10 protein-coding genes and 1 tRNA gene are annotated in these 14888 nt (G+C 67.5%); 5 read left to right on the plus strand and 6 right to left on the minus strand.

Translation table 11 applies throughout. The annotated features are described in order from the left end of the window. Positions 1–312: 312 nt before the first annotated feature. Positions 313–1386 (plus strand): tRNA dihydrouridine(20/20a) synthase DusA, encoded by a 1074-nt coding sequence (gene dusA / locus EKE94_RS07085; RefSeq protein ID WP_127905896.1) that lies wholly within the window; start codon positions 313–315, stop codon positions 1384–1386. Here dusA and EKE94_RS07090 read toward each other — a convergent pair. Further along, on the minus strand, positions 1383–2576 hold the full coding sequence (locus EKE94_RS07090) for a multidrug effflux MFS transporter (RefSeq protein WP_127905897.1): 1194 nt from the start codon (positions 2574–2576) through the stop codon (positions 1383–1385). The two genes, dusA and EKE94_RS07090, sit on opposite strands and share 4 nt — an antisense overlap. Before the next feature lie 278 nt (positions 2577–2854). Here EKE94_RS07090 and EKE94_RS07095 point away from each other — a divergent pair, with 278 nt between their 5' ends. Continuing rightward, the gene (locus tag EKE94_RS07095; protein ID WP_127905898.1) at positions 2855–3679 is read left to right on the plus strand and encodes a sulfite exporter TauE/SafE family protein; all 825 of its coding nucleotides are present in this window, start codon (positions 2855–2857) and stop codon (positions 3677–3679) included. Between the two features lie 84 nt (positions 3680–3763). Here EKE94_RS07095 and EKE94_RS07100 read toward each other — a convergent pair whose 3' ends face one another. Beyond that, positions 3764–4348, minus strand: a complete 585-nt coding sequence (locus EKE94_RS07100; RefSeq protein WP_127905899.1) for a DUF1176 domain-containing protein — start codon at positions 4346–4348, stop codon at positions 3764–3766. 237 nt (positions 4349–4585) lie between these two features. Between EKE94_RS07100 and EKE94_RS07105 the strand changes: the two genes are divergently transcribed. Next, positions 4586–5668, plus strand: coding sequence for an AbrB family transcriptional regulator (locus EKE94_RS07105; protein WP_127905900.1), 1083 nt, complete (start codon positions 4586–4588; stop codon positions 5666–5668). A gap of 107 nt (positions 5669–5775) precedes the next feature. Further along, a complete protein-coding gene (locus tag EKE94_RS07110; RefSeq protein ID WP_127905901.1) occupies positions 5776–6348 on the plus strand; it encodes a hypothetical protein in 573 nt (190 codons plus the stop codon). Between the two features lie 117 nt (positions 6349–6465). Here the strand turns inward: EKE94_RS07110 and EKE94_RS07115 are convergent. From EKE94_RS07115 to EKE94_RS07130, 4 genes are all read right to left on the minus strand, one after another. Continuing rightward, positions 6466–6540, minus strand: a tRNA-Gly gene (locus tag EKE94_RS07115). 287 nt (positions 6541–6827) lie between these two features. Continuing rightward, positions 6828–7577, minus strand: coding sequence for a TerC family protein (locus tag EKE94_RS07120; RefSeq protein ID WP_127905902.1), 750 nt, complete (start codon positions 7575–7577; stop codon positions 6828–6830). Between the two features lie 283 nt (positions 7578–7860). Beyond that, positions 7861–11307: a pyruvate carboxylase gene (locus EKE94_RS07125; protein ID WP_127905903.1), complete on the minus strand. Its 3447-nt coding sequence runs from the start codon at positions 11305–11307 to the stop codon at positions 7861–7863. 107 nt (positions 11308–11414) lie between these two features. Then, positions 11415–12230: a hypothetical protein gene (locus tag EKE94_RS07130; RefSeq protein WP_127905904.1), complete on the minus strand. Its 816-nt coding sequence runs from the start codon at positions 12228–12230 to the stop codon at positions 11415–11417. A gap of 173 nt (positions 12231–12403) precedes the next feature. Between EKE94_RS07130 and EKE94_RS07135 the strand changes: the two genes are divergently transcribed. After that, positions 12404–14872: an ATP-dependent helicase gene (locus tag EKE94_RS07135; RefSeq protein WP_127905905.1), complete on the plus strand. Its 2469-nt coding sequence runs from the start codon at positions 12404–12406 to the stop codon at positions 14870–14872. Positions 14873–14888 lie beyond the last annotated feature (16 nt).

Genomic DNA, 14888 nt, shown 5'->3' on the forward strand with positions numbered 1-14888 from the left:
ACTGCAAGGCTTGGCCGATACGCCGGTTTGGCCAACCTGACGGTTTCCCTGGCCCGCAGATCTCGGCTATACGCGGCTTCAGCAAGGCGCGACGCATCTCGCCCCCGGTGACCCGTTCGTCGTCGCATCTGGGAAGGGGGATGTCGGTCCCGCCGGGCCCGGCAGCCACTGCTGCGGCAGAGACACGGCGGCGCCCGCAGCGGTCCCTCGATCCACGTGGGCCGGAAGGCCGCGGGTGTCCCGGGAACTGCCTCGTGCCGCGGCATCCCAGCCAAGGTCGGCCACGGTGCCGAAAGGTCGAAGAAGCGAAGTATGCAGATAGATCACCACGCCCGCCTGTCCGTCGCCCCGATGATGGACTGGACCGACCGCAACTGCCGCGCCTTTCATCGCGTGCTGTCGCGCAAGACCCTGCTATATACCGAGATGGTCGTTTCGGCCGCGCTGGTACGGGGCGGGGCGCGGCACCTGTTGACCTTCGATGCGGCCGAGCATCCCGTCGCGCTGCAACTGGGCGGCTCGGATCCGGCCGAGCTGGCCGAGGCCGCGCGGATCGGAGCCGGTGAGGGATACGACGAAATCAACCTCAACTGCGGCTGCCCCTCCGACCGCGTGCAGTCGGGCACCTTCGGGGCCGTCCTGATGAAGGACCCGCAGCGGGTGGCCGATTGCCTGGCCGCGATGCAGGCCGCGGCGGGGCCGGTCGAGGTGACGGTCAAATGCCGCATCGGCGTCGACGATCAGGACCCCGCCCGGGTGCTTCCCGATTTTCTGACCCATGTGCGCGACGCGGGCATCCGCCGCGTCTCCGTCCATGCGCGAAAGGCGTGGCTGCAGGGGCTCAGCCCCAAGGAGAACCGCGATGTCCCGCCGCTCGACTACGATCTGGTGATCGAGATGCTGCGCGCCTTTCCCGACCTGCACCTGTCGGTCAACGGCGGCATCGGCACGCTGGACGAGGCCGCGGCGTTCCTCGACCGCGGTCTGCATGGCGTGATGGTCGGGCGTGCCGCGTATCAGCGCCCCGCCGACATCCTGCTGGAGGCCGACCGGAGGGTCTTTGGTGCCGCGAATCCCTGCGCCGACGCGGTCGAGGCCGCGCAGGCGATGCGTCCCCATATCGCGCGCCACCTCGAAGGCGGCGGGCGGCTGGACCAGGTGACACGGCACATGCTGGGGCTTTTCGCGGGACGTCCCGGCGCGCGGCTCTGGCGCCGCCTCCTGTCGGAAGGGGCGCATCGCCCGGGCGCCGGGCTGGACGTCTACGACGATGCGCTGGCGGCGGTGACGCAGGCGCTGGAGACGGAGACCCAGCCGGGCGATGAGGCCATGGGCGAGGGGTCGACGGCCGGGGGCGTCCCGTCCCGGCCGGTTCCGACGTCCTAACCCAGTGACAGGCGCGACCGCGCCATGACGGCCAGAAGCGTCGCGGCGGCGGCGGCGCACAGCGCGATGGCCACGATCATCGGCCGCGCGGTGTTGTCGAAGAACGGCCCCGTGGCGGCGATCATCAAGCCGCCCACCAGCATCTGCAGGGTGCCGCCAAGCGATGCCGCCAGCCCCGCCCGGTCGCCATGGTCGTCGAGCGCCAGGACCATCGTCGCCGGGATCACCAGCCCCAGCCCCGCGTTGGCGCCGATCAGGCACAGCACGATCGCAGCAAAGCTGATCAGCCCGGCCAGCTCGATCCCCAGAAGCAGCATCGAAAAGCCAAGGAACAGCCCGATCCCCAGCGTGACCAGCCGTTGCATCCCCAGCCGCGTGCCCAGCGGCCCCGCGACCTGCGAGGCGCCGAAAAAGCCCGCCGCGTTCGCCGCGAAGGCCAGCGAGAACTCGGTCGGTGTCAGGTGGAACTGCTCGACATAGACAAAGCTGGCCGAGGCAATGAAGACGAAGAAGCTGGCCATGCCGAAGCCGCCGACGAAGGTCAGCCCCATGAACTTGGGATCGCGCAGCAAAAGCCGCGCATCGCGGCGCAGCTGGCCCAGACGCACGGGGTGGCGCCGCGCGGGCGGCAGGGTTTCGGGCAGAAACGTCAGGGTGACCACCGCCGACACCACCGCCGCGGCGGCCAGCACGCCGAAGACCGCGCGCCACCCCGCGACCGAGATCACGCCCGAACCCGCCAGCGGCGCCAGCATCGGCGAGACCGAGATCACCAGCATCACCATCGCCATCAGCCGCGTGCCCTCGGGCCCGGTGTGCATGTCGCGGATCACCGCGCGCGGCACCACCATCAGCACCGCCGCCCCGAGCCCCTGCAGCGCGCGCCAGGCCAGCAGCGCCTCGAGCGATCCGGCCAGCGTGCAGCCCAGCGACCCCAGCGCAAAGATCCCGAGCCCCGCCAGGATCGGCGGGCGCCGCCCGGTCTGGTCGGCCAGCGGCCCCCAGATCAGTTGCGCCGCGCCGAAGGTGGCGAAGAACACCACGAGCGAGGCCTGTACCATCGCGGCCGAGGCATCGAGGTCGGTGGCGATGGCGGGCATGGCCGGCAGGTACATGTCGATCGACAGCGGACCCACGGCCGAAAGCAGGCCGAGGACCAGTGCCGTGCGGAAGAGCGGGGGTGTGGCCATGCGAAGCGTCCGGATCAGGGGGGGAGGAGGCGTGGCGCGCACCTAGCCCCGTTTGCCCCCGGGCGTAAATGGGGCAGGCGCCTTGCGAAGGGTGGCCCGCGCTTTGGGGGGCTGTCGGCGCGCCAGTGGCGGCGGCAGGCTCGTGCTGGTGGCGACCTCGTGCTGGCGGCGGACCCGCTGGGGCTACGAGTCCGGTGGTGTGGCGGGTGTCATGGTGATTGCGTCCGGGCGACGAAACCGCTCTATCTGGGCGCCTGAGACCTTAGGGAGGCCACCGGATGCTCGACCCCACGATGATCGTTCCGATGCTATGTCTGCTGCTGCTCATCGGAGCGGTGGCGGGGGTGATTTCGGGTCTCCTTGGGGTCGGAGGCGGTATCGTTCTGGTGCCGGCCTTCTACTATGCCTTCGGCGCGCTGGGCTTTGGCGGGCCCTACCTGATGCAGATCTGCCTTGCGACATCGCTGGCGACGATCATCGTCACCTCGCTCCGGTCGCTGTCGGGGCACCACCGCAAGGGCGCGGTGGACTGGAGCATCCTGCGCAGCTGGGCGCCCGGCATCGCCGTGGGAGCGCTGTTCGGCGTCTTCGTCGCCGCGGGGCTGCGGACCGCGACACTGCAGGCGATCTTCGGCATCCTGGGCGTGACGATCGGGCTCTACCTCGCCTTCGGCAAGGCCGAGTGGCGGCTGTCGGACCGCATGCCCGGTCTTGCGCTGCGTTCCGTGCTGTCTCCGGTCGTGGGGTTCCTGTCGGTGCTGATGGGGATCGGGGGCGGATCCTTTGGGGTGCCGGTGATGACGCTCTGCGGGCGGCCGATCCACCGCGCCGTCGCCACCGCCTCGGGATTCGGCCTGCTGATCGCGGTGCCCTCCGCGCTGGGGTTCCTCTTCGTGTCGATCCCCGACGGCGCGCGGCCGCCGCTGACACTCGGGGCGGTCAACCTGCCGGCCTTCGCGGTGGTCATCGCGATGACGCTGCTGACCGCGCCGCTGGGCGTGCGGTTGGCCCATGCGACGAACCCAAAGCCGCTGCGCCGGATCTTCGCCGCGTTCCTGCTGCTCGTCGCGCTCAACATGCTGCGCAAGTCCGCGGGATTGTGACGCCGAGGAGACCCCGGGACGCCAGCCGGGCCGGGCCCCAGTCTGGACCCGGTCTGGACCCGGACGGGACTGCCCGCAGGTGGATCAGTCGACGGGCTGGCCGTTCTTCAGCAGGCTCACGGGGTTGAGTTCGCCATCGTAGCTTGCATCGACCTCGTAGTCGCGCAGCACATAGCCCTGTAGCGTCAGGTCCCACGTGCCTGCCGACATCGCGTCGCCCACGCCGCGCCATTTCTCCTGCGTGACGATCTGACCGGTCCTCTCGTCCACCGCGGCGTTGATCAGCGTGGCCGTCGTTTCATATCCCGCTATCCCCAGGTGCGCGAGCTCGCTTTCCATGGTGTTGTTCTCGTCGGTGTAGGTCAGGTCGAGCGCGGGCTGGGCGAAACTGGCGACGTGCAGACCGTCGAGGTTGGTCTGGATGACGAAGGCGTCGACGCGATTATAGGCCCCGAAATCGCAGGTGAAGGCAAAGACGGTCAGGGTGCCCTCACCCTCGCCCCGCGTAATGTCGTAGCGTTCAGGCGCTGCTGGATCGTCAAAATAGAGGGGGCAGATGTCGTCCGAAAAAGCCGCCTCGAACAGGGCCACGGCCTGGGTGTCGAGCTCGTCTGCTGCGACAGGGCAGGCCGCAAGGGCCGCGAGGGTGGAGAGGGAGATCAGGCGCATTGCACTCACCGATAGTCTGAAGATGTCGGCCGCATCATTGCGGACAGGGCAGAGATAGAGGCGCGACCGGGCTGCGGCAAACGCCGTCGGCCTCCCCTTGCCGCCGCTATCCGCCCCGGGGGCTTGGGGCCACGCACAGGGGCGGGGGCCCGTTCCGCCCCCCCTGGGCCATTCGGAGGCGGCCAGGTGGCGCGCGGGCTCTGGCAGGTCGCGGGCAATGGGGCTAAGGCCTGCCCCATGACCCGCACCCTGTTTTCGCCCAATGTCGTCCGCGCCCTGATCACGCTTGCCTTCATCGCGGCCGGTGGCGCGGGGGGGCTGGTGGCGGCGGCGCTGGCCCTGCCGATGCCCTACATGCTGGGCAGCCTTGCCGTGACATCGACGCTGATCGGCCTGCTACAGAACCGGCTGCCTGGCGACTATGTCTTTCCCCAGCGGATCCGCGCGATCTTCATCGCCGTCGTCGGCACGCTGATCGGCGCCCAGGTCGACCCCTCCTTCGTGTCGCAGATCCCGGAGATGGCAATCAGCCTCTTCGCGGTGACCTTCTTCGTGCTGATCGCGCATGCGACGAACTACCTGATCTTCCGCCGCATGGGGGGGTACGACAAGCCCACCGCCTTTTTCTGCGGCTCGCCCGGCGGTCTGATCGAAAGCATCACGCTGGGCGAACAGGCGGGTGCCAACGTGCAGCTACTGACGCTGCAGCATTTCCTGCGGATCATCCTTGTCGTCACCATCCTGCCGCTCGCCCTGTCGATCTGGCATGGCGAGGCGCTGGGCAGCGCCGCCGGTGTGCAGTTGAGCGGGCATCCCGTGGGCCTGGGCAGCCTGCCGCTTCTGATTGCCGTGGCCGTGGCGGGGCTGGTGCTGGGGATCAAGCTGAGGCTGCCGGCCGGGCAGCTTCTGGGGCCGCTGGTCTTTGCCGCGCTGGCCAGCGGCAGCGGGCTTCTGACGGTCGAAGGGCCGGGCTGGACCATCGGCGTGGCGCAGATTGTCATCGGCGTGTCGCTCGGGGCGCGCTTTGCCGGGGTCACGCGCCAGCTTCTGTTCCGCGGGCTGCGCCTGTCGGCGGTGTCGGCGGTGTCGATGCTGCTGATCGGGGCGGCCTTTTCGGAGGGGCTGCACCTTGTCACCGGAAACGGGATCGAGGCGCTGCTGATCAGCTTCGCCCCCGGCGGCGTGTCCGAGATGGGGCTGATCGCACTGTCGCTTGCGGTGAACCCGGCCTTCGTCACCTTCCACCACCTCTACCGCATCGCGGTCACGGTGATCGAGATCTCGATCGCCTCGCGCTGGTTCCGCCCGCGGCAGGGGTGATCGGCCCGCGTCCGGGCCGCGCGAATTAGCAAAGCGTCAATCCCCACGGCCTAGACCATGCAGGACCCGGCGGGAATCCCGCCGCCCTTCGTGATAGGAGAGCCGCGATGTTTCGCCCCTGCCTGACCGCTGCCGCGCTGGCGGTCGCCCTTGCCGCGCCCGCATCGGCGCAGGATCTGTCCGAATCGATGCAGATCTACCTCGATACCTACGTGCGCCCTTGGATGCAGGACCCGGTGATCGTGCGCGCGATCCTTGCCCAGAACGCCGAGCATGCGGCGCTGACGCCTGCGCAGATCGATGCGCTGGACCAGCGCTGGCGGGCCGAGGCCGAAGAGGGGGAGGGCCGTCTGATCGCCGCGGTGCGCGGCACCGCCGCCTCGCAATTCCTCAACGACCGCATGGCGGAATCCGCTGGCGCGATTTCGGAGGTGATCCTGATGGACGCGGTCGGGCTGAACGTCGCCGCGACGGGCCTGCCCTCGGACTACTGGCAGGGGGACGAGGCCAAGCATCAGGATACCTATCGCGTCGGGCCCGATGCCGTGCATATCGGCGAGATCGAGTTCGACCGGTCGAGCGATACGTTCCAGGGGCAGGTGTCGGCCACCATCGTCGGCGCGGACGGCCAGCCTATCGGGGCGATCACGCTGGGGATCGACGCAGAAAGCCTGTTCTGATCCCCGGTAGGGGGCTGATAGGGAAGCTTCCCCTGGTAAGATCCGCGAATACGAAAGATCCGCCCCCGGCCTGGTTGGCCGGGGCGGCGATCTGTCCGCGATCTTTAGAGGAACCATTGGAGCGGGCGATGAGATTCGAACTCACGACCCTTACCTTGGCAAGGTAATGCTCTACCCCTGAGCTACGCCCGCCTCCGTTGGTGAGGGGGTGTTTAAGTCGAGCGCGGGGGCGCCGCAAGTGGAAAATCACGGTCACGCTCCGATTTCCTGAACGACTTTACGTAAGCGGCGGTGCGCGGTCACGAGGCGCCTCTGCCCGTCCGCCGGGCGGGCAGAGGCAGGGCCAATCGTGTCGATGGGGCCCCCCAAACCGACAGCGGGCCGCCCGATTCCCCGGACGGCCCGACCGTAACTTGATAGCTGCCCGCCTGCGTCCCGGGCCGTGTCCCCGGGGCGAGGGCCGCGCGGCAGGGCCCGTGTCAGTGGCGCGGGTCGCCAGCCGCTACGGCGGGGATCTTCGCCCGCCGCCTGGCGCGCCAGAGGTTCAGTGCCTCGACCCCGCCGGCAAAGACCATGGCCGCATAGATGAACCCGCGTTCGATGTGGAAGTGCAGGCCGTCCGCGATCAGCGCCATGCCCACCATGACAAGGAAGGCGAGCGCCAGCATCTTGGTCGAAGGATGCGCTTCGACGAACTTGGCGATGGGTTCGGCGGCCAGCATCATCACCGCGATGGCCACGACAACGGCAGCGATCATCACCGGCAGGTGGTCGGCGATGCCCACGGCGGTAATCACGCTGTCGAGCGAGAAGACCAGATCGAGCAGCATGATCTGGAAGATCACCGAGCGCAGCGTCGCGTGGGTCTTGCCCTCGGGCGCATGGTGGCCGCTGCCCTCGACCTCGGAAAAGATCTCGGTCGAGGCCTTCCAGATCAGGAACAGCCCGCCTAGCAGCAGGATGATGTCGCGCCAGCTAAGCCCGAAGCCCATGATCGTGACGAAGGGTTCGGACAGGCCGATGATCCACGCGATCGAGAACAGCAGTAGCACCCGCAGCACCAGCGCGCCGCCAAGGCCGATCAGCCGGGCCCGCCGTCGCTGCGCCTCGGGCAGTTTCGCGGCAGCGATCGAGATGAAGATGACGTTGTCGACCCCCAGCACGATCTCAAGCACCGTGAGGGTGAGGAACGACGCCCAGACGGCGGGGTCGGAAAGGAGTTCGATCATGATGTCAGCCAGGGATCCAGGGAAGGGGAGCGTCCGGCGGAAAGTGGTGTTGCGGCCGGAAAATCCAAGAGCCCGGGCCGCGGTGCCGCGCAAAAACTATCGCGCGCCGAACACCGGCCCATAACGCCCTGCGCGGTCCCCGGAAAACCGGGGCTGCGCGGGATGTGGGGCGGAAGGTGCCCATGCGTCAGGTACCCGTGCCACGGGGGCTCTCGCAATGTGTCCTCGCCATGGGCGGCCGGGCGAGGGGGGCGGCCCTCGTCGGGGCCGCCCGTGGCCACGATCACTCGTCGAACTCGACCAGCAGGTCCTTGGCGTCGATCTGGGCGCCGGGCGTGACATGCACCGCCTTCACCTTGGCGTCGCGGTCGGCATGGATGCCGGTCTCCATCTTCATAGCCTCGATGGTCAGCAGCAGATCGCCCGCCTTGACCTGCGCGCCGGGCTGGATGCCGACCGAGGCGATGACGCCGGGCATCGGCGCGCCGATATGCAGCGGGTTGCCGGGCTCGGCCTTGGCCCGCGCCTGCGACGCCGCCCCCGCCCGCCGGTCGGGCACCCGCACCAGCCGGGGCTGGCCATTCAGCTCGAAAAAGACCTTGGCCTCGCCCTCTTCGCTGGTCTCGCCCAGGGCCTGGCACCGGATTTCGAGCGTCTTGCCCGGGTCGATCTCCGCCGCGATGCTTTCGCCCGGTTCCATCCCGTAAAAGAAGGTGTGCGTGGGCAGCACCCGCACCGGCCCGTAATCCTCGTGACGGCGGCGATAATCGAGGTAGACCTTGGGATACATCAGGTAGCCGTTCAGATCCTCGTCATCGAGTTCGAGCCCCCCAAGCTTGTCCGAGGCCTCGGCGCGCGCCGCCTCGGGGTCGACGGGGGCCAGCTTCTTGCCCGGCCGGTCGGCCATCGGCGCCTCTCCCTTCAGCACCTTGGCCACGATGTCTTCGGGAAAGCCGCCGGGCGGGCGCCCCAGCTCGCCGCGCATCATGCCGATGACGCTGTCGGGAAACGACACCTCGACCGCCGGATCCTCGACCTGGGCGCGGGTCAGTCCCTGGGCCACCATCATCAGCGCCATGTCGCCAACGACCTTGGAGGACGGCGTGACCTTGACGATGTCGCCGAACATGCGGTTCACCTCGGCATAGGTCTCGGCCACCTCGTGCCAGCGGTCCTCAAGCCCCACGGACCGGGCCTGCGCCTTGAGATTTGTGAACTGCCCGCCGGGCATCTCGTGCAGGTAGACCTCGGACGCAGGGGCCTGCAGTCCCGATTCGAAGGCGGCGTAGTGCGCGCGGACAGCTTCGAAGTAATTCGACACCTCGCGGATCGCGGTGATGTCGAGCCCGGTCTCGCGGTCGGTGTGGCGCAGCGCCTCGACAATGGTGCCCAGCGTCGCCTGGCTGGTGTTGCCCGACAGCGAATCCATCGCGCAGTCGACCGCGTCGACCCCGGCCTCGGCGGCAGCAAGGATGGTGGCGCAGGCGATGCCCGCCGTGTCATGGGTGTGGAAGTGGATCGGCAGTCCGACCTCGTCCTTCAGCGCACGGATCAGCAGGCCGGCGGAGGCGGGTTTCAGCAGGCCCGCCATGTCCTTCAGCCCCAGCACATGCGCGCCGGCGGCCTTCAGCTCCTTGCCCATCGAGACGTAGTATTCGAGGTCGTATTTCGCGCGCTCGGGGTCGAGGATGTCGCCGGTGTAGCAGATCGTGCCCTCGCAGACCTTGTCCGCCGCGACCACGGCGTCCATCGCGACGCGCATGTTCTCGACCCAGTTGAGGCTGTCGAAGACGCGGAAGACATCGACGCCCGAGGTCGCGGCCTGGGCGATGAAGTTCTGCACCACGTTGTCGGGATAGTTCGTGTACCCCACGCCGTTGCTGGCGCGCAGCAGCATCTGGGTCATCAGGTTGGGCATCGCCGCGCGCAGGTCGCGCAGCCGTTGCCACGGGCATTCCTGGAGAAAGCGGTAGGCCACGTCGAAGGTCGCGCCGCCCCAGCATTCGACTGAAAAGAGCTGCGGCAGGTTGGCGGCATAGGCGGGCGCGGCGCGGATCATGTCGATCGAGCGCATACGGGTTGCCAGAAGCGACTGGTGCCCGTCGCGCATCGTGGTGTCGGTGATCAGAAGCTGCGGCTGCTCGGACATCCAGTCGGCCAGGGCCTGCGGTCCGAACTGGTCGAGGATCTGGCGCGTGCCGGGCTTCGGTGCATCCGTTCGCAGAGCCGGCGGCTTGGGGTCCCGGGCCTCGGCCGGGGGCATCTGGCGGCCCGCGGTCTCGGGGTGGCCGTTGACGGTGATGTCGGCGATGTAGCGCAGGATCTTGGTCGCGCGGTCGCGTCTTGCCTTGAATTCGAAGAGTTCGGGCGTCTGGTCGATGAACTTGGTGTGGTACTCGTTCGACAGGAAGGTCGGGTGTTTCAGCAGGTTGATGACGAAATCGATGTTGGTGCTGACGCCGCGGATGCGGAATTCGCGCAGGGCGCGGTCCATCCGGGCGATCGCGGCCTCGGGCGTGGGGGCCCAGGCGGTGACCTTCTCCAGCAGCGAATCGTAGTATCGGGTGATCACCGCGCCGGAATACGCGGTGCCGCCGTCCAGCCGGATGCCCATGCCGGTGGCGCCGCGATAGGCGGTGATGCGGCCGTAATCGGGGATGAAGTTGTTGTGTGGGTCCTCTGTCGTCACCCGGCACTGGATCGCGTGGCCGTTCAGGCGCACGTCGTACTGGGTGGCGACGCCCGTCGCCTCCATGAGGCTGGCGCCCTCGGCGATCTTGATCTGGGCCTGCACGATGTCGATGCCGGTGACCTCTTCGGTCACGGTGTGTTCGACCTGCACGCGGGGGTTCACTTCGATGAAGTAGAAGTCGCCCGTCGCCATATCCATCAGGAACTCGATGGTGCCGGCGCATTCATAGCCGACCTCTTCGGCGATCTTGCGGCCGAGATTGCAGATCTCTTCGCGCTGGGCGGGCGAAAGGTAGGGGGCGGGGGCGCGTTCGACGACCTTCTGGTTGCGCCGCTGGACGGAACAGTCACGCTCCCACAGGTGGTAGATATTGCCCTGGCTGTCGCCGAGGATCTGCACCTCGACATGCCGGGCCTTCAGGATCATCTTTTCCAGGTAACCCTCGCCGTTGCCGAAGGCGGCCTCGGCCTCGCGCCGGCCTTCCAGCACCTTTTCGCGCAGTTCCTCGGGCTTCATGATGGGCCGCATGCCGCGCCCGCCGCCGCCCCAGGAGGCTTTGAGCATCAGCGGATAGCCGACCTCTTCGGCCTGGCGCGCGATGGCGTCCATGTCGTCGCCCAGAACCTCGGTCGCGGGGATGACCGGCACGCCGGCGCGGATCGCGACCTGCCGGGCGCTGGCCTTGTCGCCGAGCGCGCGCATCGTTTCGGATTTCGGCCCGATGAAGGTGATCCCGGCCTCGCGGCAGGCATCGACGAAATCAGGGTTCTCCGACAGCAGGCCATAGCCCGGGTGAATCGCGTCGGCGCCCGACATGCGGGCCACGCGGATGATCTCGTCTATCGACAGATAGGCCGCGACGGGGCCCAGCCCCTCGCCGATCTGGTAGGCCTCGTCCGCCTTGAAGCGGTGCAGGCTCAGCTTGTCCTCGGCCGCGTAGACGGCAACCGTGCGTTTGCCAAGCTCGTTGGCCGCGCGCATCACCCTGATGGCGATTTCCCCGCGGTTTGCGATCAGGATCTTCTTGAACTCGGCCATGCGCTTCCCCTTCGGTGTCCCGGGGTCACTCTATGAGTTTCTGCGGTGCCGTAAATGCCCGCTGCATGTGCAGCCTGCGGAAAGGGCAGGGGCGGGACCGCGATCGGCTATCGCATTGTGCCGACGATCTGGCGCAGATCCTGCAGCGAGGCCGAGATATCCGTGTCATGCCCCGCCGGTATCTCTTTGCCGGAGGCAAGACCAACTGGGCGGGGGGTGTCCGAGGCAGGGGTGGCAGGGTCACCGGGGGCCGGTTGCGGTGCGTCTTCGTCATTGGCCGAGCCCGGACGACGGGCCGCGGTGGCCGCCACGACCGGCGGGGCATTCCCGACCGGTGATTCCCGGTCGGCCAGCACGCGAATATCGGACAGCACCCGTTCGATCGACCTGCAGATGCCGCTGACCGCGGCGACCGCGCCTGGCGCGGTCGATGCGCCCTTGGTGTTCTGTGCCACGGCGTCGAGGTAGGTCGCGACCTGCGACAGCTGGAAATTCGCCTGCGCGGAGAAGAACCGCACATCCTCCCAGGCGCGACTGGGCCGGGCGTCCTGACCGGAGATCACGATGGCGGTGCCGATCACCCGTTCACGGGCATCGTTGGTAAAGACGGGCTGGATCGTCGTGTCCCATTCCTTGACCCCGGTGGGCAGCTCCAGCTTTTCGCGATAGCGCATTGCCGTGCCGGTCGCGACGCAGCGGCCGAAGCGGTCCAGCACATGCCGGGCGTCTTCGGCGCCCAGAAGCTCGGATATCATGCGTCCGCGAACAGCGGCGCTGTCCATGCCCGAGATCCGGGCATGCGCGTCGTTGATACACAGCAGGCGAAACGGGGCGCCGGGGGCGACGCGTTCAACGGCGAACATGGGCATCTGAAAGAAGTTCAGGACGGTCGCCAGAGAGTCGGAGTCTTCGGTGTTGAACATGGGCGCAAACCTTCCGGAAGTATGGTTTATCAAAACTTTCGTACGACAGGGTAAACAGAGCCTTTACCGCGTCGTCCGAAGCCCGCGGGGGACCGGCAGCGTGCCGCGGATTGTCTGGGAACGAAATGCGAACGCGGGCTTCCGCTTTGGTCTGCGCTGGGTTAGGAAGGGGCATGAACGATTTCAGCGAGGAAGATGCCTTCGAACAGGCGGGCGACCGCGCCGGCGGTCTTGCGTCGCGTGCCATGGCGGCGCGTCCGGCCCCGTATCTCGATGGCCTGAACCCACAGCAGCGCGCCGCGGTCGAGGCGCTGGATGGCCCGGTCTTGATGTTGGCGGGCGCCGGTACCGGCAAGACCAAGGCGCTGACGACGCGAATCGCGCATCTGCTGAATACCGGGCACGCGCGGCCGAACGAGATTCTGGCGGTGACCTTCACCAACAAGGCCGCGCGCGAGATGAAGACGCGGGTGGCGCGTCTTTTGGGCCAGACGGTCGAGGGGATGCCCTGGATGGGCACCTTCCACGCGATCTGCGTCAAGCTACTGCGCCGACATGCCGAGCTCGTGGGGTTGAAGACGAACTTTACCATCCTCGACACCGACGACCAGATCCGCCTGCTCAAGCAGCTGATCGCGGCTGAGGAAATAGATGAAAAGCGATGGCCCGCACGGCAACTGGCCGGCTTGATCGATCAGTGGAAAAACCGCGCCTGGACGCCTGCCCAGGTCCCCGCGTCGGAGGCGTCCGCCTACAACCACCGCGGCACCGAGCTTTACGATTATTATCAGCAGCGGCTGAAAACGCTGAACGCCGTCGATTTCGGCGACCTTCTGCTGCACGTCCTGACGATCTTTCGCGAACATGATGACGTGCTGGCCCAGTATCAGCGCTGGTTCCGCTATATCCTCGTGGACGAATATCAGGATACCAACGTCGCGCAGTACATGTGGCTGCGCCTGCTGGCGCAAGGGCACCGCAACATCTGTTGCGTGGGCGACGACGACCAGTCGATCTATGGCTGGCGCGGCGCCGAGGTGGGCAACATCCTGCGGTTCGAGAAGGATTTCCCCGGCGCCACCGTGGTCAAGCTTGAGCAGAACTACCGCTCGACCCCTCACATCCTGGCCGCGGCCAGCGGCGTCATCGACGCCAACCAGGGGCGGCTGGGCAAGACGCTGTTCACCGACCTGACCGAGGGCGAGAAGGTGCGCCTGATCGGCCACTGGGACGGCGAGGAAGAGGCGCGCTGGATCGGCGAGGAGGTCGAGGCGATGAGCGGCGGCCGCCGTGGCGACACGCAGCGATCGCTGGACGACATGGCGATTCTGGTCCGGGCCAGCCACCAGATGCGGGCCTTCGAGGACCGGTTCCTCACCATCGGGTTGCCCTACCGGGTGATCGGCGGCCCCCGCTTTTACGAGCGGATGGAGATCCGCGACGCGATGGCCTATTTCCGCCTCGCCGTAAGCCCCGATGACGACCTGGCCTTCGAAAGGGTGGTCAACACGCCCAAGCGGGGTCTTGGCGACAAGGCGCAGCAGAAGATCCAGGTGACGGCGCGCGAACACGGTGTGAACCTCGTCGACGGCGCGCGGATTCTTCTCTCCGAGAAGGGGCTGGGCGGCAAGGGTGCGGCCGAGCTGCGGGTGCTGGTCGATTCGATCGCGCGCTGGCACGATCTGGCCGTGGGGCCGGTACGCGCCGCCCCGGTCGAGGATGGGCTGGTGCTGGAGGACCTGTCGCAACCCGATCCGCGCACCCGGCTTAGCCATATCGAGCTGGCCGAGCAAATCCTCGAGGAATCGGGGTACACGGCGCACTGGCAAACCGACAAGACGCCCGAGGCGCCGGGACGGCTGGAAAACCTCAAGGAACTGGTCAAGGCGCTGGAGCAGTTCGAGAACCTGCAGGGGTTCCTGGAACACGTCGCGCTGATCATGGACAACGAGACGGAAGAGCAGGGCGCCAAGGTGTCGATCATGACGCTGCACGCCGCCAAGGGGCTGGAGTTTCCCTGCGTCTTCCTGCCCGGGTGGGAGGATGGCCTGTTCCCGTCGCAGCGGTCGATGGACGAAAGCGGGCTCAAGGGGCTCGAGGAAGAGCGGCGGCTGGCCTATGTTGGTATTACGCGGGCCGAAGAGGTGTGCACCATCTCCTTTGCCGCGAACCGTCGGGTCTACGGGCAATGGCAGTCGGCGCTTCCTTCCCGGTTCATCGACGAACTGCCCGAGGCGCATGTCGATGTGCTGACGCCGCCGGGGCTTTACGGCGGCGGCTACGGCGCGGCGGGCATGTCGGCCAGCGCCTCGCCCAAGGTGATGGCCGAAGCCGGGTCGAACCTGCACGACCGGGCCGCCGGGGCGAATGCCTATAATTCCCCCGGATGGCGCCGGATGCAGGAGCGCAGCCAGAGCCGCCCGATGAGCCAGCCGCGCGAAAGCCGGAACATGGTGATCGACATGACCGCGAGTTCGTCCTTCACCGAAGGCGACCGGGTGTTTCACAACAAGTTCGGGTATGGCACCGTCGCGGGCATCGAGGGCGACAAGCTGGATATCGAGTTCGAGAAGGCCGGACGCAAGAAAGTCGTTGCGAAATTCATCATCGAAGCGGATCGGGCCGATGATGTTCCCTTCTGATCGCGATGATTGTTCC

Origin of the sequence: Mesobaculum littorinae (assembly GCF_004011175.1) — a bacterium.
In the GTDB taxonomy this organism is placed as follows: domain Bacteria; phylum Pseudomonadota; class Alphaproteobacteria; order Rhodobacterales; family Rhodobacteraceae; genus Tranquillimonas; species Tranquillimonas littorinae.

Excerpts from the sequence above, each read along its gene's own strand:
- dusA (WP_127905896.1), top strand. The coding sequence starts at position 313 with ATGCAGATAGATCACCACGCCCGCCTGTCCGTCGCCCCGATGATGGAC.
- EKE94_RS07090 (WP_127905897.1), bottom strand. The coding sequence starts at position 2,576 with ATGGCCACACCCCCGCTCTTCCGCACGGCACTGGTCCTCGGCCTGCTT.
- EKE94_RS07095 (WP_127905898.1), top strand. The coding sequence starts at position 2,855 with ATGCTCGACCCCACGATGATCGTTCCGATGCTATGTCTGCTGCTGCTC.
- EKE94_RS07100 (WP_127905899.1), bottom strand. The coding sequence starts at position 4,348 with ATGCGCCTGATCTCCCTCTCCACCCTCGCGGCCCTTGCGGCCTGCCCT.
- EKE94_RS07105 (WP_127905900.1), top strand. The coding sequence starts at position 4,586 with ATGACCCGCACCCTGTTTTCGCCCAATGTCGTCCGCGCCCTGATCACG.
- EKE94_RS07110 (WP_127905901.1), top strand. The coding sequence starts at position 5,776 with ATGTTTCGCCCCTGCCTGACCGCTGCCGCGCTGGCGGTCGCCCTTGCC.
- EKE94_RS07120 (WP_127905902.1), bottom strand. The coding sequence starts at position 7,577 with ATGATCGAACTCCTTTCCGACCCCGCCGTCTGGGCGTCGTTCCTCACC.
- EKE94_RS07125 (WP_127905903.1), bottom strand. The coding sequence starts at position 11,307 with ATGGCCGAGTTCAAGAAGATCCTGATCGCAAACCGCGGGGAAATCGCC.
- EKE94_RS07130 (WP_127905904.1), bottom strand. The coding sequence starts at position 12,230 with ATGTTCAACACCGAAGACTCCGACTCTCTGGCGACCGTCCTGAACTTC.
- EKE94_RS07135 (WP_127905905.1), top strand. The coding sequence starts at position 12,404 with ATGAACGATTTCAGCGAGGAAGATGCCTTCGAACAGGCGGGCGACCGC.